The sequence below is a fragment of the Bradyrhizobium sp. USDA 4503 genome (assembly GCF_054055815.1).
In genome coordinates this window covers 5,445,428-5,470,023 of record NZ_JBSRXS010000001.1, presented here as the reverse complement: position 1 = coordinate 5,470,023, position 24,596 = coordinate 5,445,428, and the positions used below count along the sequence as shown (strand labels likewise).

General features: G+C 65.9%; 18 protein-coding genes. 7 read left to right on the top strand and 11 right to left on the bottom strand.

The window, feature by feature from the left end; genetic code table 11:
- Positions 1-68: 68 nt before the first annotated feature.
- The 6 genes from ACVMIH_RS26090 to ACVMIH_RS26065 all read right to left on the bottom strand — a co-directional run bounded on the left by ACVMIH_RS26090 (position 69) and on the right by ACVMIH_RS26065 (position 7,747).
- Entirely contained in the window at positions 69-1,133 is a 1,065-nt protein-coding gene (locus ACVMIH_RS26090; protein ID WP_456854327.1) for an extracellular solute-binding protein, read from the bottom strand.
- 22 nt (positions 1,134-1,155) lie between these two features.
- Positions 1,156-2,208, bottom strand: coding sequence for an ABC transporter ATP-binding protein (locus ACVMIH_RS26085; RefSeq protein WP_456856716.1), 1,053 nt, complete (start codon positions 2,206-2,208; stop codon positions 1,156-1,158).
- 319 nt (positions 2,209-2,527) lie between these two features.
- Positions 2,528-3,712, bottom strand: a complete 1,185-nt coding sequence (locus ACVMIH_RS26080) for a pyridoxal-phosphate-dependent aminotransferase family protein (RefSeq protein ID WP_057021087.1) — start codon at positions 3,710-3,712, stop codon at positions 2,528-2,530.
- A 131-nt stretch (positions 3,713-3,843) separates the two neighbouring features.
- Complete coding sequence (locus tag ACVMIH_RS26075) at positions 3,844-4,677, bottom strand: LssY C-terminal domain-containing protein (protein WP_456863934.1); 834 nt, start codon at positions 4,675-4,677, stop codon at positions 3,844-3,846.
- A gap of 144 nt (positions 4,678-4,821) precedes the next feature.
- Complete coding sequence (locus ACVMIH_RS26070; RefSeq protein WP_016845489.1) at positions 4,822-5,547, bottom strand: thermonuclease family protein; 726 nt, start codon at positions 5,545-5,547, stop codon at positions 4,822-4,824.
- A gap of 472 nt (positions 5,548-6,019) precedes the next feature.
- Positions 6,020-7,747 (bottom strand): hypothetical protein, encoded by a 1,728-nt coding sequence (locus tag ACVMIH_RS26065; RefSeq protein WP_168859253.1) that lies wholly within the window; start codon positions 7,745-7,747, stop codon positions 6,020-6,022.
- A 372-nt stretch (positions 7,748-8,119) separates the two neighbouring features.
- Here ACVMIH_RS26065 and ACVMIH_RS26060 point away from each other — a divergent pair, with 372 nt between their 5' ends.
- Positions 8,120-8,971: a caspase family protein gene (locus ACVMIH_RS26060; protein ID WP_057021090.1), complete on the top strand. Its 852-nt coding sequence runs from the start codon at positions 8,120-8,122 to the stop codon at positions 8,969-8,971.
- A 208-nt stretch (positions 8,972-9,179) separates the two neighbouring features.
- On the opposite strand, the gene ACVMIH_RS26055 is transcribed toward ACVMIH_RS26060, so the two are convergent.
- The 4 genes from ACVMIH_RS26055 to ACVMIH_RS26040 all read right to left on the bottom strand — a co-directional run bounded on the left by ACVMIH_RS26055 (position 9,180) and on the right by ACVMIH_RS26040 (position 15,956).
- Entirely contained in the window at positions 9,180-10,058 is an 879-nt protein-coding gene (locus ACVMIH_RS26055; protein WP_076834752.1) for an efflux RND transporter periplasmic adaptor subunit, read from the bottom strand.
- A 7-nt stretch (positions 10,059-10,065) separates the two neighbouring features.
- A complete protein-coding gene (locus ACVMIH_RS26050) occupies positions 10,066-10,962 on the bottom strand; it encodes an alpha/beta fold hydrolase (RefSeq protein WP_456854328.1) in 897 nt (298 codons plus the stop codon).
- A 377-nt stretch (positions 10,963-11,339) separates the two neighbouring features.
- The gene (locus tag ACVMIH_RS26045; RefSeq protein ID WP_456863932.1) at positions 11,340-13,778 is read right to left on the bottom strand and encodes an adenylate/guanylate cyclase domain-containing protein; all 2,439 of its coding nucleotides are present in this window, start codon (positions 13,776-13,778) and stop codon (positions 11,340-11,342) included.
- Between the two features lie 129 nt (positions 13,779-13,907).
- A complete protein-coding gene (locus tag ACVMIH_RS26040; RefSeq protein WP_456854330.1) occupies positions 13,908-15,956 on the bottom strand; it encodes an AsmA family protein in 2,049 nt (682 codons plus the stop codon).
- A 211-nt stretch (positions 15,957-16,167) separates the two neighbouring features.
- On the opposite strand from ACVMIH_RS26040, the gene ACVMIH_RS26035 reads away from it, so the two are divergent.
- Positions 16,168-16,842 (top strand): Crp/Fnr family transcriptional regulator, encoded by a 675-nt coding sequence (locus tag ACVMIH_RS26035; protein WP_057021095.1) that lies wholly within the window; start codon positions 16,168-16,170, stop codon positions 16,840-16,842.
- Positions 16,843-17,088: 246 nt separating this feature from the next.
- On the opposite strand, the gene ACVMIH_RS26030 is transcribed toward ACVMIH_RS26035, so the two are convergent.
- Positions 17,089-17,949, bottom strand: coding sequence for an AraC family transcriptional regulator (locus ACVMIH_RS26030; protein WP_028335183.1), 861 nt, complete (start codon positions 17,947-17,949; stop codon positions 17,089-17,091).
- Positions 17,950-18,134: 185 nt separating this feature from the next.
- Here ACVMIH_RS26030 and ACVMIH_RS26025 point away from each other — a divergent pair, with 185 nt between their 5' ends.
- From ACVMIH_RS26025 to ACVMIH_RS26005, 5 genes are read left to right on the top strand one after another with little or no spacing between them, the layout of a single operon-like run.
- Entirely contained in the window at positions 18,135-19,712 is a 1,578-nt protein-coding gene (locus ACVMIH_RS26025; RefSeq protein ID WP_456863929.1) for an ABC transporter substrate-binding protein, read from the top strand.
- Positions 19,709-20,710, top strand: a complete 1,002-nt coding sequence (locus tag ACVMIH_RS26020) for an ABC transporter permease (protein WP_456863926.1) — start codon at positions 19,709-19,711, stop codon at positions 20,708-20,710. Before ACVMIH_RS26025 ends, ACVMIH_RS26020 begins: the two co-directional genes overlap by 4 nt.
- A complete protein-coding gene (locus tag ACVMIH_RS26015; protein ID WP_057021099.1) occupies positions 20,710-21,543 on the top strand; it encodes an ABC transporter permease in 834 nt (277 codons plus the stop codon). The genes ACVMIH_RS26020 and ACVMIH_RS26015 overlap by 1 nt, the downstream gene beginning before the upstream one ends.
- Complete coding sequence (locus ACVMIH_RS26010; RefSeq protein ID WP_456854333.1) at positions 21,540-23,228, top strand: dipeptide ABC transporter ATP-binding protein; 1,689 nt, start codon at positions 21,540-21,542, stop codon at positions 23,226-23,228. The genes ACVMIH_RS26015 and ACVMIH_RS26010 overlap by 4 nt, the downstream gene beginning before the upstream one ends.
- On the top strand, positions 23,225-24,526 hold the full coding sequence (locus ACVMIH_RS26005; protein WP_456863923.1) for an ArgE/DapE family deacylase: 1,302 nt from the start codon (positions 23,225-23,227) through the stop codon (positions 24,524-24,526). Before ACVMIH_RS26010 ends, ACVMIH_RS26005 begins: the two co-directional genes overlap by 4 nt.
- The last annotated feature ends 70 nt before the right edge of the window (positions 24,527-24,596 follow it).

The following is a 24,596-nucleotide window of genomic DNA, read 5'->3' as shown; positions in this document are numbered from 1 at the left end:
GCGATGCGCGTCGGCCTCTCCCCGCAAGCGGGGCGAGGCAAGGAAGTGTGCACCGCGCCCTTCATCGCTCAAACCCTGAACAAGCGCGCATAGCGCGTCTTGATTTCTTCGGTCATCGCTTCCACCCCCGCCGGATCCTCTTTCATCAGCTTGATGTCGGAAAGCTTGCGCCGGCCGGCCTTCGGCTGCACCTGGGCGTGCAGCGAATATTGGCCGGTGAAGTCGACGAAGAATTGCTGGGTCGCGCGGGTGTGCAGCCAGGCCTGGAACAGCTTTGCGGCGTTCGGATGCGGCGCACCGGCGAAGATGCCGGTGGGACCAGAGATCGTCGGCGTGCCTTCGGTCGGATAGACCGGCTCGACCGGCTGTCCGGCTTCCTTCAAGAGCACGATGCCATACTCATTGCCGTCGGCCATCACGGCGCGCTCGCCGAGCGAGAGCTTCTTCGGCGGGTCGGTCGAGGACTGCACCTGCATCACGCGCTGTTTTGCGAGCTTTTCGAGGTAAGGCCAGCCGAGCTCGCGCACGATCTGGAATGTGGTGGTCATGATGGTGCCGCTATAGGCCGGATGGCCCTTCACCATCTTGCCCACCCATTTCGGGTCGAGCAGGTCGGCAAAGCTCTTCGGCGCGTCCTCCGCCTTCACCAGATTGGTGTTGTAGGCGATCGACGACAGCCACAGCCGCGTGGTCACGGCCATGCCGTCGGGGTCGCGGTAATTGTCGGGAAAATGCTTCGCGACGTCTTCGGGCACGAACGGCATCAGCCAACCGCTCTTCTTCCAGGGGATGAAATGCGAGGCATCGGCGCTGTTGACGACGTCGGCGGCGTGGATGTTGGAATCGAATTCCTGCGCCACGCGCTGAAACAGCCGCTCCGAGCCTGAGCGTTCGATCTGCACGGTGATGCCGGGATAGGCGGCCTCGAACGCCTTGCCGAGCTTTTCGCCGACCGGCAGGTCCATCGACGAATAGAACACGAGCTTGCCTTCCTTGGTCGCGGCGGCGACGAGATCGGGCGTGATCGCGACCGGCTCGGGCGCGGCGGCGCGTACCGGTGACGCGAACACCTTGCCGACCGCAAGCGCCGCAGAGCCTTTCAGGACGCCGCGTCTGGAAATCGGCTTCGGCATCGGCTCGCTCCGTTTCTTGTTGTTATCGGCTCAGCGCCCGGCAGCGCGCGGGCGGCAAGGTCAGCCAGACCTCGCTGCCCTTCTCGACTGCGGTTTCGGTCGGCGTGGTCACCCGCAGCGATGTGCCGTCAGCGGTCTCCAGCATGTAGTCGCGATTCATGCCGAGATAGACCTGCCGCGTCACGATGGCTTTGAGCGTGTTCTGCGCCGCCGCGGGCGGTTGCGTCGCGAGCTGGATTTCGTGCTGGCGGATCGCGACCGGCGCACTCTGGCCGGCCGTCAGCGTGGCGCCGACCACCTCGATCGTTGCGCCGGCGAACTCCACGTGGTTCGCATCGCGCGCGGTGCCCTTGATCACATTGGCGGCGCCGATGAAGCGCGCGACGAATTCGGATTCCGGCCGCGCATAGATGTCCTCAGGCGCGCCGAGCTGGTCGATCTTGCCGGCATTCATCACCGCGATCAGATCGGCGGTCGTCATCGCCTCGGACTGGTCGTGGGTGACATAGACCGTGGTGTAGCGATATTCGTCGTGCAGGCGGCGGATCTCGAATCGCATCTCCTCGCGCAGATTGGCGTCGAGATTCGACAGCGGCTCGTCGAGCAGCAGCGTCTCGGGGCCGACGATCAGCGCGCGCGCCAGCGCGACGCGTTGCTGCTGGCCGCCGGAGAGCTCGCCCGGATAGCGCTGCGCCAGTGGTTCCAGCTTGGTGGTGGCCAGGATCGCGGCGAGCTTCTTGGCGATGGTGTCGCGATCCATTTTGCGCAAGCGCAGGCCGTAGACGATGTTCTCCGCCACCGTCATATGCGGCCACAGCGCGTAGCTCTGGAAGATCATCGACATGTTGCGCTGCTCGGGCGGCAGCGTGCGCGCCTTCGATGACACCACGCGCTCGCCGACGCGGATCTCGCCGTCGGATGGTTCGAGGAACCCGGCGATCAGCCGCAGCGTGGTGGTCTTGCCGCAGCCGGACGGCCCGAGCAGGCAGACCAGCTGGCCATGATCGATCGTGAGCGAAACATCATCAACCGCGACAAACGATCCAAACCGCTTGACCAGGCCGCGCAATTCCACCGATGCCAAGCGGTCCCTCCATTTTGTTGTGTCGCAGGGATCCGTGCCCGGCTGTTGCCGGCAGTAAAGCGGAAAATGATGGCGACGAAAAGTGCTCGTGCCCCGTCAAAAAGTCGTGGCACCTCTTCGTTGCGCTATTCCCCGACCACTCTTCCGTCATCCTGAGGTGCGAGCGGAGCGAGCCTCGAAGGATCGACGGCCCGGCTACTTCCGCGCACTCCGATTCGATCACGGCGGGAGCGCGGCCGTCGATCCTTCGAGACGCCCGACTTTGGCGGGCTCCTCAGGATGACGGGTTAAAGCCTCAGACCGCCTCGGCCTACGCCTTCACGTTCTCGCCGAGCCACTGGATGGCGGCGTCGGCGCCGGCCTTGCCGTGCGGGATGTTCAGCGCTGTCAGCGCGACCTCGACGACGCCGAGGGTGCCGAGAATCATCGGGGCGTTGACGTGGCCCATATGCGCGATGCGGAAGGCCTGGCCCTGCAAATCGCCGATGCCGGTGCCGAGCACGACGCCGCATTTCTCCTTGGCGTAGCGCTGGATCGCGGCGGGGTCGGCGCCCTTCACGGTCACCGTCGTCACGGTGTTGGAACGCTCGGCGGGCTCGGCGATGTTGAAGCCGAGCACCTGTCCTTCACCCCAGACCGCGACCGCGCGGCGCACCGCTTCGCCGAGCAGGCGATGCCGCTCAAAGGCATTCTCCAGGCCTTCGGCGTGCAGCATGTTGATCGCCTCGCGCAAAGCGAACAAGAGATGCACCGGCGCGGTGCCGGCATATTTGCGGTAGTGCTCGCTGCCCTCGCGCTCGGTCCAGTCCCAATAGGGCGTGCGCAGATCGGCCTTCTTGTGGGCGTCCCAGGCGCGGTCATTGGCGGCGACGAAGCCGAGGCCGGGCGGCGTCATCAGGCCCTTCTGCGAGCCACTCATCGCGACGTCGACATACCATTTGTCCATCTCGAACGGCATGCAGCCGAGCGAGGCCACGGTGTCGACCATGTACAATGCGGGATGGCCGGCGGCCTTGATCGCCTTGCCGATTGCCTCGATGTCGTTATAGGCGCCGGACGCGGTGTCGACCTGTACCACCAGGATCGCCTTGATGGTGTGCTCCTTGTCGCGCCGCAGCCGCGCCTCGACCTCGGCCGGACGGATCGCGCGGCGCCAGTCGCCCTTCAGCACCTCGACCTCGGCGCCCATCGCGGCCGCAGCCTGGCCCCACCCGATCGCGAAGCGCCCGCTCTCCAGCACCAGCACCTTGTCGCCGCGCGACAGCACGTTGGAGAGCGTCGCCTCCCACGCGCCGTGGCCGTTGGAGATGTAGATGTAGGACTTGCCCTGGGTGGCGAACAGCCTCGAGAGGTCGCGCAGCAGGCTCTCAGTCAGTTCGACCATCTCGTTGGAGTAGATGTCGAGCGCCGGGCGGTGCATTGCCTGCAGCACCTGATCGGGCATCGTGGTGGGCCCGGGGATGGCCAGAAATTCCCGGCCCGCGCGAACGGTCATCGTCCTGTTCCTTTTGGATAAAGCGCGCAAATCATGCGTGTGAGGGGTCAAGCGCGGAGACTATTCCATCGCGGCTTCGATTGCGAGCAGGACGAAGCAATCCAGCGTTTCCAAAACCGCGGGACACGATGCTATTTGCCGATCGATTCGACGACCGCGCGCCAGATCTGGTCCTTCAACTCGGTCGCGGCGGGGCTCGGGAGCTGCTCGACGGTGCCGTTGTTCTTGCGGCAGGCCTCGACCAGCCGCAGCACCCAGATTTCGCCGTCGGTGTAATAGGGATCGCCGCCGCCATTGCGGCCGTTGAAGGTCGGGCCGATGCCGGTGACCTGATATTTCGCGGTGACCATGCCGGCGGACTCGAGGTCAGTGGCGAGCAGCGCGCGTTCGGCGTCGAGGTCGGCCGCGATGTGATGCGTCACCGCGCCGGTGTAGTGGCTGACGCCGACGCTGCGGTCGAGCGTCGCAGCGCCCAGCCACACCGGACGTTTCTCCTCGCCCTGGTCGAGCACTTTCCAGAACCGGACATGGTTGCGGCGGTCCGCGCTCGATCCGACCGGCCGCTCGAAGGCGAGATCCTCGCGGCGGTCGAGATAGAACAGGTTGCTCACCGGCGCATCCTTGTAGGGACGATCGAGCAGCACGCTGCCCACGATCTCGATCGAGGATTTCAGCGTCACCGGATCGGCCGGAAACCAGGCGGCCTCGTGCATCGCGCAGACCACATCCTTGGTGTCGCCGATCAGCCCGACATTCATCGGATCGCCGGGAATGCCCTGCGCGGTGCGCGTCACCATCGGCAGATTGGCGAGGCCCTTCTGATGCTCGTAATGCGTCCACAGTGCCGGCAGCAGCAGATAGGCTGCGATCAGGTAGATCGCCAGGACGAGCAGCAATGCCATCTGCGCTTGCCTAAGGCGGCTGCGCCGGCGCACGGAAGGCGGATCGATCTCGACATCGGTCATGCCGTGGTCCTTCACCTCTCCCGCTTGCGGGGGTCGAGACGAGCGAAGCTCGCTCTTAGGTCGGATTGCATCGAAGATGCAATCCGGGTGGGGGCTTTCTCTTCATAAAGAGCGTCGCAGGCTACAACTCAATCGCACTTCCGACTAGCGCCGCGTCTCGCGGCAGCCGGCGGCCTCGGCTTCCTCGACCGAGCAGAACCAGCGCGTGCCCTTGCTGATCTTCATTTCGATCTTGGCGTACCAGCGACTGGTCCGCTGGTGAAAGATGCATTCACCGGAGCGGTTGACGTTGCCCTTGATGGTGCAGTCGGGCGAGGGCGCCACCGGGCCGGAGGCCGAGGCGAGCAGGATCGCATTGGCGCCATCCGGCGGCTTCACCGCGCCGAGCACGGTGGTCTTCTTGTTGCGCACCCGCCAGTCCCACGGCGCGATGAAGGCGCCCTGCCACATCCCGGCTTTTGCCTCACGCGCGGCCTTCTCGTCGGCTTCGTAGTCATGCGAGGCGCGGGTGTAGGCCAGCGCCCAGCCGCTCGCGACCAGCCATTTCTGGATGTCCTCGCCGTCGACCTCGCAGCGCGCGATGGTGCGGCCGCGACGATCGACCGAGCGGGCGTGGCAGGTCCAGCTCTTGCTGCCGGCATGCTTGATCAGCTCGTCGCGCGCCGCGACGCCGCAGGTCCAGCGCTCGCCTTTGGTGTTGAGGCAAAGCTGGTCGGTCGACGGCGCGTCGACGCCTGCGAGCCGGATGCGGACGCTGCCGATCATGAGCTGGTCGCCGTCGCGGATCTTCGGCACGCCGGTGATGTCGGCGGCGACAGCCAGCGTCGGCAGCGAGAGCAGCAGGCCCGCGGTGAGCAGCGTCTTGAACATCGGCGTTCCCGGCCAGGTTCTTATCGTTCAAATGGCTTTTAGCGTGCAGTGGTCAGTGCCCAACGATTGTGCGGGCAATTGGGCAACCGTGCCAGTGCTGTTGCGTTTCCGCCAGTTTCAACTTCGCGTCATCCCCGATGTCCGCCATCCTCCCCTGGAGGGGGAGGATCGGGTCGCATGAAGCGCAGCGCAATGCGAGCCGAGGTGGGGTGAAGGTCTGTCCACTTGAGCAGTGCCCGTGTTGAGAGATCACCCCACCCCATATCGCATCTTGCTTCGCGCGACGCGATACGACCCTCCCCCTCCAGGGGAGGGTGAAGTCCCGCAGCCCGGATGAGTAGAGCGCAGCGTCATCGGGTATCAACGAGGCGTTGGTCTTTATCCGTAGCCCGGATGGAGCTCCGCGCAATCCGGGAATCTTTGTCGGCGGGCAACACCCCGGATTACGTTGCGCTCCATCCGGGCTACGAAACTACACCGCGGCCATTCGTCGCTTCGCCAGCGCCAGCGCCATCAGCACGAACGCCGAGGTCACCTCCGGCCCGCCGACCAGGATGCGGGTTGGCGTCTTCATCTTATTCCACTCATAGGCCCGGTAGGGCCCCTTGCGGCCGCCCTCGCCGAGGCCCTGCACGATGCAGTGCAGCGCCGGCGTGAAGGTCGAGACCTCGGCGCCGAGATGCGCCAGCGCCATCAGCGCCAGCGCGGCGTCGAACGGGTTCATCTCGTGGGCGATCAGCTCGTGCGTGACATAGCCGAGCACGCGGGCGCGGATCAGCGCGAACACGTTGCCGGGATCGATGATGCGCTGCGCCGCCAGCGGCAGCGCGACGAAGGCGGCATAGCAGCGGCCGAAATAGGCCGAATAGAGCTCGGGCAGATAATAGATGTGCGAGCGCGGATTTTTAAACGCGCCGCTTTCGACCAGATTCTTCTGGAAGGCGATGATGCGATGCACGGTCTCCAGCCGCTGCGGCGTCTCGATGATCTGCCAGCGGGCGAGGTTGCGGAACGAGACCTCGAGGATGTCGAGATTCAGCGTCGGATCGAGGTCGTTGCCATAGGGCCGCTCGCCGGCGAGATTGTCGATCCAGGTGACGACGCCGCCCTCGTAGTCAAGATGATCGTTGAGCGGCACGGTGACACGCGGCTCGTTGGCGCCCGATCGCACCTGGTAGCCGTGGTAGAAGTCGAGCAGCGGCTGCTGCAGGATCGGGTCGTCGGAGCCGGCCTGGGTCGCGGCCGAGAACGAGCACGCCGTGGTGTCGCAGTCCGGCACATAGATGCCGAAGCCGAGATCCTGCTTGATCTGGGCGAAGAAGCGCGAGAAGCGCGGATGCCGGCCCGGCGCCAGCGCGGTGATGACCTTCACCGTCGAGCCGTCATGCGACGGCACCTCCTCGGCGCTGGTCTTGAGGCAGAAGTCCACCATGTCGGCGATCGCGCGCCGCGCGGTAACAGCTTCATCCGGCGAGGCAAGCCCGGTCTCGACGAAGCCGAGCAGCGCCTCGGTGAAGAAGGCGTCGTAATAGGCCGAGCGGTGGCGGATCTGCACCGGCTCCCACATCGGCTCGGCGATGCCGCGCCAGGCCGGGTTGATCAGCGCGCGCGCCGGCGAATGCGCGATGAAGATCCGCGCCAGATTGAACAGCAAGGTCGAGTTCTTGTAGCCGCGCGCGTTCAGCCCGGTCAGCGCCATCAGCAGCTCGCGCCCGCCGACGTCGGGGTCGCCGATCAGGTTGAAGGCGGCATAGGTCGGGATGAAGCCGTTCCTGCCGAACGAGCGCAACAGATGCGCGCCGGTCAGGCGGATCACGCGGTCGATCTCGGCGATCTCCGGCGGGCGGCCAGGTGCGGTCGCGGCGGGCGGTGCCGGATGGCGCACACCGATACCGTCCATCAATACTGCGACGGGCGTGCCGATCGCGGCCCAGTCCGGCGTCTCGACGTCGCGCGCCGCGGTGAGCGCCGCGCGCAGGCCGGAGAGGCGGTCGGGATCGTTGAGCGCGGGCAGGCCGGTGCGGCGGAGCAGCGCGCGCAGCGGCGGATTGCCGAGCGCGGTCCGGTAGAATTTTCCGAGATGGGCATCGCCGCCGCGATAGGCCTGCAGCACGGGGTCGCAGACATCGTACAGCGACGGGCCGTCCTTCTTGACAGTCAGCGACCGGCACACCGCGCCTGCGATCTCGTGAAGACCCAAGAAGCTCAAACAATCCCCTTTCCCGAGGAACCGGTTAACGCCGCCGCCCGACGGAGTTTCCTGTCGCTCTGCCCCAAACCCGCAAGCCTTTGGAAAGCTACATGAATCCCTGAAGAATACAAATGTGACAGAGATCACGTAACGGGATCTTAACGGCGTCAATGGCCTCTGCCGGGCGGCGGCATGCGGCAATTCGGGTTGCCCCGGGCGGCCGTCCGGGTTAAAGGAGCGTTTGTTGCGGCGCCGCAAATTGAGTTCAATTCAACGGCACACACACCTCAACCCCATTAAACCTGAACGTCTTTGACGCGACTAACTGGCGCGATCTTCGCTTGAGCGCCATCGGGATAAGAATTGGGACTTAGGAACGCTATGGACCTTAGGCAGCTTCGCATTTCCCGCCGCACCATCGCCGTCTGCGTGGCGGTGGCCGGCACGGTGTCGCTGGCGATTGGCGCCCATGCCGCGCTCAACAAGCGCACCCTCGATGTCGCCAAGGGTGGCGACAAGATCGCCCCCACCGAGCTGACCGGCAGCATTCCGGCAGGCACGTCCCGCCTCGCGCTGATCATCGGCAACGGCCATTATCCGGACGCCGCGGCGCCGCTGGCCCAGCCGATCAACGATGCCCGCACCCTGTCGTCGGCGCTGCGCCGCGAGGGCTTTGACGTCGACGTGGTCGAGGATGCGACCAAGGACGACATGTTCCGCGCGGTCGAGCGCATGAAGGCCAAGATCCGCCCCGACACCGTCGTGATGCTGTTCTTCGGCGGCTACGGCGTGCAGGTCGGCCGCGAGAGCTACATGATCCCGGTCGATGCCACGATCTGGAAGGAAGCCGACGTCAAGCGCACCGGCGTCAGCGTCGAGTCCGTGCTCGATGCGATGAAGGAGCGCGGCGCCAAGGCCAAGCTCGTCGTGCTCGACGCCTCGCGCCGCAATCCCTATGAGCGCCGCTTCCGCGCGTTCTCGCACGGCCTCGCCCCGATCAGCCCTCCGGAGAACACCATCGTGCTGAGCTCGGCGACGCCGGGCAAGGTCGCCGACGATAGCAAGGCGCCGAACAGCGTGCTGGTCTCCGAGCTGCTCAACAACCTCAACGCCCAGGCCGGCGCCGAAAGCGCCTTCAACAAGACCCGCGTCGCGATCTCGCGCGCGAGCGAAGGCGAGCAGGTGCCGAGCGTGTCGTCCTCGCTGCTGGAAGACATCAAGCTCGGCGGCTGAGCTTCCTTTGCTCTATCCACACGTCGTCCCGGCGAAAGCCGGGACCCATAACCACAGGGCCGCATTGTTGAAGCGCGCTGTGGCCACAGCTCTTCAGACAATTCACATTGGTGGTTACGGGTCCCGGGTCGCGCGGAGCCTGTCATCGGGCGGCGCTTTGCGCCGACCCGTTGGCTTGCCCGGGACGACGCTGTAGATGGAGCGCCGCCTACTTCGCATCCGCGCTGGCGCCGACTGGCCGCACCGGATCGCCCTCGCGCAGCAGGGCGCCGGCGCGGGCGACGACGATGTCGCCTTCCTGGATGCCGTCGCGGATCTCGACCTGGCCGGCCGACATCAATCCGGTCTCGACCCGCCGCGTCTCGACGCGGCCGCCGCGCACCACTTGCACCACGGTGCCGGCGGTGGAATAGAGGATCGCGGTCAGCGGCACCGCGACGCCGCAGCTCTGCCCGGTCTTGATCTGGGCGCGGCCGGACGAATTCACCAGCAGCCGCTTGTTCGCGCCGATGCCGATGAACACCTGGCCGAGCTGGCTGTTCGGCTCGACCGTCGGCGCGATCCGCCGCACCTTGCCATCGAGATCGCCGGCGCCGAGGACCTTGAGCTGCGCCGTCTGCTCGGTCTTCAGCTTGGCGATGTCGCGGGTCGGCACCATGCCGACCAGATCGTACTCGCTCTTGGCGATGATCGAGAACAGCGCGTCCTTGCCCGAGGCCGGGCTGCCTACAATCGCCGACGACGCCGAGATCGTGCCCGCCACCGGCGCCGTGACGTTGACCGAGTTGGCCCCATCGGTCAGCTTCGCCAGCACCTGGCCGGCGGTGACAGTGTCGCCGGGATCGACCATCACCTCCGCCACCTTCAAGCCGAAACGGTCGGGCCGGATCTGCTGCTCGTCACGCGGCAGCACGATGCCCGAGACCTCGACGATATTGCCGAAGCAGAATTTCGAGGCCTTCAGCACAGTCACCGCCGCGCCCTTCGGCACGGCGTCGGCTTCGCCCGCGGCAAGCGCGGGAGAGGCCGCGAGCACGAGCAGCGCGGAGGCGGCAAGGGCTGGGGCGCGCGTGCGAGGCAAAATCATTGGCAAACTATTCCCAAAATGAGGGCCTCCTGAATACCAGATGCCGCCGGGCCGAACCAGCCGCCTGCGCTGCCTCGGCCGGCCCCGCATTCGCCGCCAGCTCCAAATTCGCCAGCTCCTCGGCGCGCCAGATATGCCGCAGGATCTCCGGGTTGACCCGATCGGCATGCGTCACCGGCAGCATGTGGCCGGCACCCGGCAGATGCCGCAGCTCGGCGCCATCGATCAGCGCGGCGAGTTTGGCGACAATGCGCTGCGTCACATAGGGCGACAGCCCGCCCGAGATCAGCAGCGTCGGCACCTTCAAGGCACGCGCGGCTTCCGCCACGGCGTCGAGGTCGAGCGCGGCGCTGAAATCGCAAGGCAGCTTGTCGGCCTGCTCGATCATCCGCAGCCGCCCGCTCGGCGAGAACTGCTCGCGCGGCCCGGAGCCGGCCCAGAACGCGGTGAACGCCTCGACCGCCTCCATCACGGCGCCGTCGACAATATCCTTCGAGACAATCTGCGCGATCCGCGCGAAGCGATCGTACAGCCGCGCATCGGCGGGCGTGTCACGAAGCAGCGTGGGCAGCACCGGCTCGATCAGCGTCAGGCTGCCGATGTACTGCGCATAAGGCAAGGCGGTCGCCAGTCGGAACGCGATCGCCCCGCCATAGGAATGCCCGATCAGATGGATCGGCCCGTCGGCCCTGGCGAGCCAGGGCTCGAGACGCGCGATCTCGCCATCCAGCGTCTGTGGCCAGTCGCGCCCGCAGGCGGCAACGCCATAGCCGGAAATATCCGGCGCCATGAACCGATCGCCGCCGAGCGCCGCCGCAAGCTTGGTCCATTGCCGTCCCGACCCCAGCGAGCAATGCAGCGCCACCACCGACGCCGCCGCGTGCGTCCCATCCAAACCCGTCATCAAACCCATCCTGCTTGTTCTTGTTGTCGCCGGGCGCGCGTTCGCACGCGCCCGTCATGACGCGAGCGATGCGGGGGAGGGGTTATTCCTGGCAGGGGAGGGAGGGGGGCGGGATCGTGATTGCGGAGGTGATCAGATTCACTGGATGTTGATTTGAGGCTCGTGGCAATCGGCGCCCGGCCTTCCCTGCGCCCTCTCCTGTGTGAGGCTGGATTGATCGCATGACTCGGGCGCGATCGCGTCGCGAGGATGCGGGCGTGTGCTTCTCCCCTCGGGTCTATCCCTTGGCTGTTTGATAGTTGAATCAGAAACGGGGCCGCATATTCAGTGTCGTCCCGGCTTTCGCCGGGACGACGTGGGAGGGAGCCGTGTCTTGACTACTCCGCCGCCGCTTCCGCTGATGGCTCGCCCTTCCAGCTCAGGATCTCCGCGGCAAGGATCGGATGATTGAATCCCTTCAGCACGAGGTCGTCCATGGCGCGGCCTTCGACGTAAGGCTCGACCATGCCGTAGACGCGGCGGCTCACCACGATCTGGCCGGCCTTGGCCTCGCCGCACAGGCGCGAGGCGAGGTTGGTGACGCTGCCGATCGCGGCATATTCCAGCCGCTGCTCGAAGCCGACCTGGCCGAGCGTGGCATAGCCGAGCGCAATGCCGATGCCGAAGCCGAGACTGTGCCCGCGGTTGCGCCACTTCTCGGTCAGCGGGCCGACCGTGTCGCGCATCTCCACCGCCATCTTCACGGCGCGCGCGGTGTGGTCGGCAAGCTGGATCGGCGCGTTGAACAGGATCATCACGCCGTCGCCGGCATATTTGTCGAGGGTGCCTTCATATTTGAAGATCAGCTTGCCGAGCGCGGCGTGATATTCGCGCAGCACGTTCATCGCCTCTTCCGGCTCGGTTGCCTCGGTGAAGGCGGTGAAGCCGCGCAGATCGCAGAACACCACGGTGACCTCGCGGCGGTGGCTGTCGAGCAGGCCCTCGGGATTGTCCGACGAGGCGATCAGCTGCGCAACCTGCGGCGCCAGGAAGCGCTCGAGCCTTCGGACGCGCTCGAGCTCGCCGAGCTGGGTCTCGACCCGCTGCTCCAGCGACTTGTTCCAGTCCTTGAGCGCCTCGGTCTGCTCGCGCAGCTTGTCGGCCTGCTCGCGCACGGTGGCATTGGCCTCTTCCAGCGCGTGGCTCTTCTGGTCCACCTCGGTGAACAGCCGCGCGTTGCGCATCGCCAGCACCGCCTGGTGCGCAAAGGTTTTCATCAGGCCGATCAGGCTCGCCGGGAAGTCGCCGGCCGCCTTACGCAGCACCACCAGCGCGCCGAGCACGCCCTGCTGATCGACCAGCGGCACCACGAGCACCGAGTGGAAGCCGGCGCCGACCACGACATCGCGCAGCGGATGATTTGGCTGGTCGGTGAGATCCGGGAACGCCAGCGGCTCGCCCTTCGCGGCGGCTTCGCCGAGCGGGCTGCTGTTCGCCGCATCGATCGCGCGATGATGGCCTTCGGTCGCAGCGTCGATGCCGATCGATTGCGTCAGGTTGAAGCTGCGCTGTGCGGCGTCATAGCCATAGATCAGCACGGCGTCGGCATGGGTGATCTCGAGCGCGCGGGCGGCGACCGTCGGCAGCACGGCATTGAGGTCGAGCGAGGACGCCACCGCGCGGCCGACCTCCTCCAGCACCTTCAGCTCGTTGATCGATTGCGCGAGGTCGCGGGTGCGCTCCTTCACCTTGGCCTCGAGGTCGGAATAGGTCTCGGCAAGCTGGGTGGCCATGCTGTTGAACTGGCCGGCGAGCTCCTCCAGCTCATCGGATGTCTTCACCTCGATGCGATGGCCGAAATCGCCGGCCCCTAACCGACGCGCGCCGGTGCGCAGCGCGGTGATCGGCTCCAGCATGCGCCGCGCCAGGATCGTGCCGGCGATGATCGCGACCACGAGGCCGAGCGCGATCAAAAGCGCAATGCGCACCAGCTGGTCGCGGATCGGCGACAGCGCCTGCGCGGTCGGCTGCTCATAGAACACGTGCCAGCCGAGGTTCGGCGCGGCCGTTGCTGTTGTCAGCACCGCGTTGCCGTCGACATCCTTGCCGGAGGCGATCGGCCTGCCGCTTGGCGACAGCACCGCAGCGACCTGCGGCAGCGCGGCAAGGTCCTTGCCGACCTCCGGACCCTTCGACGAGCTCGCCAGCACGCGGCCGTTGCCGTCGACGACATAGGCATGAGCGAGGCGGCCGACCTGGGAGTCGCCGAAATAGTCATTGAGGAAGCGCAGGTCGATCTCGGCCATGGTGACGCCGGCATTGAAGCCGGAATGCTGCTCGCCGATCGACATGAACGGCCGCCCGTCGCGGAAATACGCCGGCGCGTAGGCGGTGCCGCGGGCGATGGTCTCGGTGAATCTGACATCGCGGGAGAAGTCGGCGTTGGAGTTCACGGTGGTGGTCTGGCGCGACAGCCGCAGCAGCTCGCGGCCCTGGCCGCTGATCAGGGTGAGCTGGCTCACCGCCGGCACCTGGCCGAGCAACTGCGCGTAGTCGGCGCGGCGCAGCTCGATCGTGTTGGAGGAGGCGCGGGTCACCCAGGAGATCTGCCGTTCGAGATCGGAGATCGCTTGCTCGATGCGCTTGGCGGAGGCGTCCGCCTTCTCGCTCATCGCGTCCGTCAGCGTGCCCTTGATGCCGCGGTAGCTGATCCAGGTCTCGAGCGCGCCGTTGACCGCCAGCACGAACACGACGAGGCCAACCAGCGCGAGGACATATTTGGCGAACAGGCCGCCGCGCAGGAACCAGTTCTTGCCCTTGTCCGTAGCCGCGTTCATCCAGCCTCGTCCGGCCCCCAATCGGGTGCGCCGCATGATCCGCCGCTATTTAGCACGGATCGGCGGGGCGGGGCGGCCGCTCGGGCCGCATGGTTATCCCTTCATATCGGCGGGGGATATCCGGGAATATCAGCGATTGAACAGCTGACGCAGCACGTCCTTCATCGCCGGACTGTCGTGCTGCTCGGCGGTCTCGCCGGGCGGAGGGGGCGGTGGCGGCGGGGCCTGGTCGGGGGCCGGCGGCGCGGGCTGGCTCAGGTCGCGGCTCGGGCGCGATGCGTTGCTCTGGTTGAGGGTGGAAAGGCCCTGCTGCAGCAAATTGCCGATGGTGTCGCCAAGCTGCCCGCCGAGCGGGTTGCTCTGGCCGGCGCCGCCGCCCTGGCCGCTGCTGCCGGGCTGCGCGCCGCCCTGCACGCCATTGAGCAGATTGGTCAGCCCGTTGAGGCCCTGACTCAACCCCTGGCCGTTCGCCCCGAACAGGCCCTTGCCCATTTCCTTGAGCTTGGCATAGGCCGCCTGCGGATTGTCGAGCATACCCTGCATCTCCGGATAGATCCGCGGCGATACCCAGGGTCCCTCGAGCATCACGGGGATGCCGAGGCCGACCGGATTGTCGGCCCGGCCCTGGCCTTCGGTGGTCATCACGAGCTGCGGCTCGACGCGGAACCCGATCTGGCGGGTGTTGAGGTCGATGGTGCCGACCCCGGTCATCTTCACCAGCGGGCCGATCAGGTTGAGATCAGTGGTGACGGCTTGGCCCTTGTCGACCTTGAACGAGGCCGAGAGCTGGCTGAGATCGGTCGACAGCTCTTGGCTCTCCTGCCAGCCCGACAACGTGCTGGTGGTGAGGTTGCGGATCATCTGCGCCACGTTGAGGCCGAGGATCTTGCCGTCCTGGAACACGACGAAGGCGGTGCCGGCGAGATTGCCGACGATGGCACGCTCGCTGCCGCCTTGCGAGGTCAGCGCGATCTTGGCCTGCATCTTGCCGTCGAGCTTGTCGAACTCGGCAAGGTTCTTCAGCACCGGCAGCGCGCGCACGCCGGCGAGGTCGAGCCGTAGCGCGTAGGTTGGATTCGTAGCTCGCGCGTCGATGGTGACGTCGCCATCGGCGGTGCCCTCATAGGCGCCGAGACTGGCGAGCCGGCCCTTCAGCACGCCGCTGTCGATGGACGCATCGATAGCCGCCTGTGTGAAGCGGCCGTCGCCGATCACGAGCTCCGCCGCCGAGATGCGCGCCTGTGCGTCGACATAGTTGAGCCCGGCAAGATCGACCGACGCGTTGCTCCACGTATTCGTACCCAGCGGCTGCGTGGAGCCGGCCTGCCCCGGCGGCATCGCGATCGCAATGTGCTGGAAGTCGAGATCGAGCTTCACCAGCGGCTTGTTGCTGGCGAAATCGACCGAGGCCCAGCCGGTGAAGCCGCCGTCGCCGAGCGTGCCGGAGACGCCGTTGAACATCACCACCGTGCCGTTCAGCCGCGCTTCCGCATTCGCCTTGATCGCCGCGGGCAACAGGCCGGGCGCATCGATGCTGAATTCGGCCGGCACGCTCTGACGCTCCAGCGGTGCTTGCGGCGCGGTGGCGCGGATCTCGAATTTCAGCGGCTTGTCGCCGGCGCGTGCGTCACCCGTGACGACGATCTTGCGGTCGTCGCCGATGGTCGCGTCCGCATTGAGCGTCTCGATCCGGCTCTCGATCCGGTCGCGCACATTGGCGAAGACGATGGTACCGCCGCTGACGCTGACATGCCGGATCGTGATGCCGCCGCCGTTGGACGCGGAGGATTTCGCCGGCGGATTGTGGTCGCGGGTGCGCTCGCGCTGCAGCGGCAGGTTGATCACCGGCTTGACGATCGAAAGGTCGGTGATATCGGGCCGGCCCGACCACAGGCTCGACAGCGTCATCTCGGCCTCGACGCTGCTTGCCGCGAACCGGTTGTTGACGTCGCGCGCGCGCGCGTCCTGCAACACGACGTCGCTCAGCGTCAGATTGACCTTCGGCCAGAGGCCGATCTTGGCGCCGCCATTGATGGTGAGCTTGTAGCCGGTCTCGCGCTCGACCCGATCGGTGATGGTCGATGTGAGGAACGAGGACGGGATCCCGACCACGGCCACCAACGCAATGATCACGATCACGGCAGCAATGGCGGCCCCGGCGAATTTCAGTGCTCTCATGTCGTTGTTCCAGGCCGGGCGAGCGGGGTTCCGTTGCAGAAAGTCACGGCCGATCACACGAGTTTATCCCGCAAGCGGGATCTGGCTCCAATGACCGGAAAAATAATCCGTTACCGCATGAACTTATGTGACCTCTCCCACACTCTTATGAGGGTGATTTTTGCTAACCGGGCGTCAGGGGACTGCTCGGATGGATTTGGAAGGCAGTACAATGAGCAAACAGGCCGAATTTGCGGTCATTCTGAAGATGAATCCGATGTTCGCCGATCTCGGTGCGGACGAGTTGCAGCGGCTTTCCGGCCTCTGCCACACCCAGCAACTCGCGACCGGTGAGGTGCTGTTCCAGAAAGGCGATCCCGGCGATGCCCTGTTTGGGGTCCGCCGCGGCCAGATTCGGATCGAGACCGGTGCTTCCGACGGCAGCCGGCTCACACTCAACTTCATGGGATCCGGCGACCTGTTCGGCGAAGTCGCCGTGCTCGACGGTCAGGACCGCACCGCGGATGCGACCGCGGGCGAGCCTAGCGAATTATTCGTATTGCGGCGGCAGGATTTCCTCGGCTTCCTCGAGCGCGAGCCGAAGGTTGCGGTCAGGCTGATCGAATTGCTGTGCCAGCGAATTCGTTGGCAGAGCGAGCGGATGGAAGAATCCGTGCTGCAGCCTTTGCCGGTCCGCCTCGCACGGCGTCTGTGCGCGCTGGCCGAGGATTTCGGTTCCGAGGTGCACATCTCGCAGGAACAGCTCGGCATCTTCGTCGGCGCCGCGCGCGAAAGCGTCAACCGGCAGCTGCAGACCTGGCGCAAGGACGGCATCGTCGACCTGCAACGCGGCCGGATCATGCTGCACAACATGACCAAGCTGACCGCGGTCGCCCGCAACGACTAGAGCGGACTGCATGCAACGCGTGCGGGAAGATTCAATTCTCTCGCGTGCTCTGCTTGCCGATGTTGACGCACTCCTGCCTAAAAGACGTGCTTGCATGATGAGGCCGGTACCGCTTTCATCCGGCCGCCGGTCCTTGGGGTGACACCCAGCCTTGCTGGCCTCACGCCATCCACCTGCAAACCCCTGCGGTCTCTCCCGTTGACCGCAGGGGTTTTGCATTTCGATGGATGCCTGACGCGAGGGCGCCTACCGCATCACCACTTCGGGATCGGCCCAGCGCAGATACTGGCGCGGCGCGGCGCCGAGCTCGCGCTTGAACATCGCGGCGAAAGCGCTCGGACTTTCATAGCCGACGTCGAGCGCAACGCAGGTGACGGCCTCGCCGGCGCCGAGCCGCGCCAGCGCTTCGAGCAGCCGCACCCGCTGGCGCCAGGCCGCAAAGCTCTGGCCGGTCTCGCGCCGGAACAGACGCGTCAGCGTCCGCCGGCTGAGCTGGCAGCGATCGGCCCATTCGTCGAGCGTAAGATCGGAACTCGGATCGACCAGCACGGCTTCGCAGATCGCGGCGAGCCGCGGATCGGGCGGCACCTGCACATGCAGCGACACTTCCGGCATCCTGCCGATCTCGTCGAGCAGGAAATCGACCAGCCTGCCGTCGCGCCCTTCCGGATCGTAACGGGTCGGCATGTGCACCGCTTCCTCCATCAACGCCTCGACCAGCGCGGAGACTTTGATCAGGCGGCATGTCGCCGGAGCATTCCTGATGCGGTCAGGCGTGACATAGATGGTCTGGATCTCGACCTCGCCCCATGCCCGCGACTGGTGCGCGACGCCGGCCGGAATCCACAGGCCGTGGCCGGGCGGCACGACGAAATGGCCGCGCTCGGTCATCATCGAGGTCACGCCCGCGGTCTGCAGGATGAATTGATCGCGTCGGTGCGCGTGCCGCGCGCTGGTGCTTTCGTTCGGATAGGAGGCCGCCATCGCCGCGAGCGGCCGTTCGACCTGTTGCAGCTGTCCGGCATAGTGCGCGGCGGCCGCGGGACCCGATTGCTTGCGGCAAACGCGCAAGCCGGTGGTGTCATTTCGTCGCGCTGCGACTTTCAAGTGTCGTGAGCTCCTGATCGATCGTCGTTTTCGCAGGGTGCTCATGCATCTTCCGGGCCACTTGGCCCGATCGCGATGGTTGTTGTCCCCCTTCAGGTAGCGCGGGATATGGCGTTTGGCAACAATGCCTCACCCCGCGGCATTCGCCGAAATCGAATGTGAGAGCGCGGAGACGGAGAGGTCCGATGAACAGACGCGAATTCACCAAGGCAATGCTGGCCTGCGGTGCAGCCATCCCGTTCGGCATCACGCGGGCGGCGGGCCAGACCCGCGGTGGGACGCTCAACACCATCATCCAGCCCGAGCCGCCGGTCCTAGTGACCGCGCTGAACCAGCAGCAGCCGACCTTGACGCTCGGCGGCAAGATTTACGAAGGCCTGCTGAAATACGGCGCCGATCTCAAGCCGATGCCCGGCATGGCGCAGTCCTGGGAGATCTCGCCCGACGGCCTGACCTATACGTTCAAGCTGTTTCCCGGCATCACCTTCCACGACGGCAAGCCGATGACCTCGGAGGACGTGGTCTTCAGCTGCATGAAGCTGCTGGTGGAGACGCATCCGCGCGCACGGCAAAATTTCGCCCGTGTGGCGTCGGCGGAGGCGCCCGATCCGCTCACCGTCGTGTTCAAACTGAAGCAGCCGTTCGCGCCCTTCATCGGCTGCTTCGATTGCACGTCTGCACCGATCGTACCCAAGCACATCTATGACGGCACCGACTACCGCAAGAACCCGGAGAACGACAAGGCGATCGGCACCGGCCCCTTCAAGCTGAAGGAGTGGGTGCGCGGCTCGCACGTTCATCTCGTCCGCCACGATGGCTACTATCAGAAGGACCAGCCCTATCTCGACGAGATCGTCTACCGCGTGATTCCGGATGCGGCCTCGCGCGCGCTGGCGCTCGAGAACGGCACGGTGCAGCTCGTGCAATGGTCCGACGTCGAATTCTATGACGTGCAGCGCTTCAAGGCGCAGAAGAATCTCGAATTCACCACCAGGGGCTACGAGTATTTCGCGCCGCATCAGTGGCTCGAGATGAACAACCGCATCGCGCCGATGAACGACAAGCGGTTCCGGCAGGCGGTGATGCACCTGATCGATCGCGAGGCGTTCAGCAAGCGGGTCTATTTCGGCAATGCCAAGGTGGCGACCGGACCGATCTCGTCGAAGACGCGGTTCTACGATCCGAACGTGAAGCGCTACGAGTTTTCGGTCGACAAGGCCAAGGCCCTGCTCGACGACATGGGACTGGAGCCTGGCGCCAACGGCAAGCGCGTCGAGATCAAGTATATCGTGCCGCCCTATGGCGAGTCCTATCAGCGGGCCGGCGAATTCTTCCGCCAGAGTTTTGCGCGGGTCGGCATTGATCTCGTGCTTGTCGGCACCGACATGGCCGGATGGGCCGAGAAGGTCGGCAACTGGGATTATGAGATGACCCAGAATCTGCTCTACCAGCTCGGCGATCCCGCGCTGGGCGTCGCCCGCACCTATATTTCGTCGAACATCAAGAAGGGCATCCTGTTCTCCAACACGCAAGGCTATTCGAATACCGAAGTCGACAAACTGTTCGACGAGGCCGCGGTGACGCTCGATGAAGCCAAGCGCCAGGAGCTCTACAGCAAGGTGCAGCAGATCCTGGTCGAGGATGTGCCGGTGGCCTGGACGCTCGAGATCGAATATCCCATCATCTACGACAAGGCGTTCAAGAACATCGTGACGACGGGCATCGGCTCGCACGAAACCTTCGGGTCGGTCTACAAATCGTGACCCGGCTCGGCAGCGCCGCGACGATCGGACTTCAGGCGGTCAGCCGCATCGCCCAGCTCGTCGCCGTGATCCTCGTCATCGCGACGTTCAATTTCGTGCTGGTGCGCGCCGCGCCCGGCGATCCGGCCCAGGTCATGGCCGGGCAATCCGGCGCGTCCGATCCAAAACTGCTCGACGACCTGCGCAAGGAGTATGGCCTCGACAAGCCGTATTTCGTGCAGCTCGTGAGCCACCTCGGCCGCGTCATCAGGCTCGACCTCGGCTATTCCTATCGCCAGCGTCGTCCGGTCGTTGATCTGATCCTCGAACGGCTGCCGGCGACGCTGCTGCTGACCGTCACGGCGTTTTGCCTCGCGCTCCTGATCGGCACCGCGCTCGGCGCGCTGGCCGGGCTCGCGGCCGGCAGCGTGCTCGACACGGTGTTCACCGTGCTCTCGCTCGTGCTCTATGCGACGCCGGTGTTCTGGCTCGGCCTGATGCTGGTGCTGGTGTTCTCGGTGACGCTCGGCTGGTTGCCGCCGTTCGGTTACGAGACCATCAACGTCCAGCTCTCGCCGGTCGAGCATGCGCTCGACATCATGAAACACATGATCATGCCGGTCACGTCGCTGGCGGCGATCTATCTGGCGATCTATGCGCGGCTGATGCGATCCTCGATCATCGAGGTCGCGCAGCAGGATTTCATCAAGACCGCGCGCGCCAAGGGCTTGTCCGGAACGCGCATCGTGGTCGGCCACATGCTGCGCAATGCGCTGGTGCCGGTCGTCACCGTCGCCGGCATGCAGGCCGGCGCGCTGGTCGGCGGCGCTGTGGTGATCGAGACGGTGTTTGCCTGGCCGGGCCTTGGCCGCTTGACCTTCGAGGCACTGTTGCAGCGCGACTATCCGGTCCTGCTCGGCATCTTCCTGATCCTCTCGATCGTCGTGATCGCGCTCAACCTGCTCACCGACCTGGTCTACCGGTTGATTGATCCCCGCATGACCACGGGAGCGACGTGATGGACACGGTGCGCGCCTTCCTGCGTCATCCGAGCGGAATGATCGGCCTCGTCCTGCTGCTCGTCGTTGTTGTCGTCGCGATCGTTGCGCCGATCGCGTTTCCGGTCTCGCCCTGGGAGATGGTCGGCGCGCCGTTCACGCCGCCCGGCGAGGACGGATTATGGCTCGGCGGCGATACGCTCGGCCGCGACGTCGCCGCCGGCGTCGCCTATGGCGCACGCGTGTCGCTCCTGATCGGCATCGCCTCAGCGCTCGCGGCGATGGCGATCGGCGTCGTGATCGGCGCGATCTCAGGCTATTTCGGCGGCAAGGTCGATCTGGTGCTGATGCGGATGACGGAATTGTTCCAGACCATTCCAGCCTTCGTGCTGGCCATCCTGCTGGTCGCGACCTTCAATCCGTCGCTGCTCACGATCATCCTGACCATCGGCGCGGTGAGCTGGCCGCCGCTGGCGCGGCTCACGCGCGCCGAATTCCTCCGTCTGCGGCACCGCGAATTCGTCGAGGCCGCGCTGTGCCAGGGCGAACGCACCTGGCGCATCGTGCTCGGCCATATCCTGCCGAACGCGATCTCGCCGATCCTGGTGGTGACGTCGCTGACGGTTGCCACTGCGATCCTGCTGGAAAGCGCGCTGTCCTTCATGGGGCTCGGCGATCCCAATCTGATGTCGTGGGGCTTCATGATCGGCGCGGGCCGCACCGTGATCCGGAACGCGTGGTGGATGAGCGTGTTTCCCGGCCTCGCCATCCTCGTCACCGTGCTGGCGATCAACCTGTTCGGCGAGGGACTGTCTGATGTCCTCAACCCGCGCGTCTCGAGGCGCCGCTCATGAGCGAAGCCATGCAGTCCGGTGCGCCTGTTCTTGCCGTCGATGGTCTCTCGATCGCGCTCCCCAAGGGCGGTGATCGGCCCTTCGCGGTCGAGAACGTCTCCTTTGAGATCAAGCCAAACGAAGTGGTTTGCCTGGTCGGCGAGTCCGGCTCCGGCAAGTCGATGATCGCGCATGCGGTGCTGTCGCTGTTGCCGCGGGGCGTCGACATCGCGTCCGGCGCCGTGGCGGTCGCAGGGCGGGATCCGTCGAAGCTCGACGGCCGCGCTCTCCGCAAGCTGCGCGGCGGCAACGCCGCGATGATCTTTCAGGAGCCGTTGTCTTCGCTCAATCCGCTGAAGCGCGTCGGCAGGCAGATCGAGGAGATGATCCTGGCGCACCAGCGGCCTGCGCCCTCGGCGACCGAACTCCGCGAGCGGGTGCTGACGCTGCTGACCCAGGTCGGACTGCCGAATCCGCAGCTGCTGGAAAAGAGCTACCCGTTTGAGCTTTCCGGTGGCCAGCGCCAGCGCGTGATGATCGCGATGGCGATGGCCAACCGCCCCGCGCTCCTGATCGCAGACGAGCCGACGACCGCGCTCGATGTCACGACCCAGCGCCAGATCCTGCGCCTGATTGACGATCTCCGGCGCGAGCGCGGCATGGGCGTGCTACTGATCACCCATGATTTCGGCGTTGTCGCCGACGTTGCCGATCGCGTCGTGGTGCTGCGCCATGGCAAGGTGGTCGAGCAGGGCACGGCCAGCGAGGTGCTTCGCAATCCGCAGGCCGCCTACACGCGCGAACTGATCGACGCGGTTCCGAAGGCGCGCCTCGCCGACATCCACGAGGCCATCCTGCGTCCCGAGCCGCTGCTCGAGGTCATCGGCCTGCAAAAGACCTTTCGGGTCAAGCGCGGCTGGCTGCAGCCGCCACGCGAGGTGACCGCCGCTGATGGCATCTCACTGACGCTGCACGAGGGCGAGACGCTTGCGGTGGTCGGTGAATCCGGTTCCGGCAAGTCGACGCTCGGGCGCATGATCATGCGGCTCACCGAACCTGACGCCGGCGCCATCCGCTTTGGCGGCGCGGATCTCCGGCAGCTGCGCGGCGAGGCGTTGCGCCAGGCGCGGCGCCAGCTCCAGATCGTGTTCCAGGATCCGTTTGCCAGTCTCGATCCGCGCCAGAAGGTCGGCGATGCCATCGCGCGCGGACCGATGGCCTATGGGACGTCGCGGGCCGAGGCGATGGCCCAGGCGAACAAGCTCCTGGTGCGGGTCGGCCTGTCGGCGACCGCCGCCGATCGCTACCCGCACGAGTTCTCGGGCGGCCAGCGCCAGCGCATCTGCATCGCGCGGGCGCTGGCGCTGAAGCCGCGGGTTCTGATCGCCGACGAGGCGGTGTCGGCGCTGGACGTCTCGGTGCAGGCCCAGGTGCTGGCGCTGCTCGCCGAGCTGCGCCAGGAGATGCGGCTTGCGATGATCTTCATTACACACGATTTGCGGATCGCCGCCGAGATCGCCGACCGCGTCATCGTCCTGCAGAAGGGGCGTATCGTCGAGGAAGGCACCACCGCCGAAGTGTTCACCGCGCCGCGCCAGGCCTACACTCGCGATCTGCTCGACGCGATTCCCGGGCGCGATTTCTTCGACCAGCCGGGCTTTGCGGCCGTGGCCGATACACGCCCCACAGCAAGGATCAATTCATGACCGACAGCCGTTCAGTTCCCCTTCCGGCCGGCGCGCGCGAGCGCATCGAGGCGGCTGTCGACGCCGCCTTCGAGCAGCAGCTCGCGACCACGATCGCCTTCTCGTCGATTCCCAGCACGCGCGGCCAGGAAGGTCCTTGCCAGGACATGTTCGCGAAGCTGCTGCGCGAGCGCGGCTATGAGGTCGACGACTGGGTCATCAATCAGGACGAGCTGAAGACCTTGCCCGGCTACGGGCCGGTCGAGACCGATTTTTCCCGCGCACGGACCGTCGTCGGCACCTATCGGCCGGCGCGCGAGGAGGGGCGTTCGCTGATCCTTCAGGGGCATTGCGACGTGGTGCCGGTCGGGCCGCTCGACATGTGGGAGCGGCCGCCGTTCCAGCCGGTGGTCCAGGACGGCTGGCTCTATGGCCGCGGCACCGGCGACATGAAGTCGGGCACCATTGCCGCGCTCTACGCGCTCGATGCGGTGAAGGCCGCGGGCTTTGCGCCGAAAGGCCGCATCCATCTGCAATCCGTGATCGAGGAGGAGAGCACCGGTCTCGGCGCGCTCTCGACGTTGCAGCGAGGTTACCGTGCCGATGCCTGCCTGCTGCCGGAGCCGACCGAGGAACGGCTGATGCGAGCCCAGGTCGGCGTGATCTGGTTTCGCCTCAGGGTTCGCGGAATCCCGGTCCATGTCGCGCGCGCCGGCACCGGCTCCAACGCTATCCGCGCCGCCTATCATCTGATCGGCCACCTCGACGCGCTCGAGGCGGAGTGGAACGAGCGTGCCAAGTCGCATCGCCATTTCGGCGCGGTGCATCACCCGCTCAACTTCAATCCCGGCATCATCAAGGGCGGCGATTGGGCCTCCAGCGTGCCGGCGTGGTGCGACGTCGATTGCCGGATCGGAATCCTGCCGGGATGGAAAATCGCCGACTGCCAGGCCGAGATCGTCGAGTGCGTGACCAAGGCTGCCAGGGCCCATCCGTTCCTCGCCAACAATCCGCCAGAGATCGTCTGGTCCGGCTTCCTGTCGCCGGGCTATGAAGCGACCGAGGTGCAGGAGAGCGAGGCGGTCCTCGGCTCGGTCTACGAGCATGTGTTCGGGCGCAAGCTGACGGATTTTCCCTCGACCGCGCTGACGGATGCGCGCTTCTATGGCCTGGATTATGGTGTTCCCGCATTCTGCTTCGGCGCCAGGATGGAGAACGCGCACGGCTTCAATGAACGGGTCCAGCTCGATTCGCTGAAGAAGGTGACCAAGGCCTACGCCCTCTTCGTCGCGAGCTGGTGCGGGATCGACGCGGTATAGAGCATGATCCGGAAAAGTGCGAAGCGGTGTTCCCTCACGACAAACGCGGAGCGTTTGCGCGGAGATAATG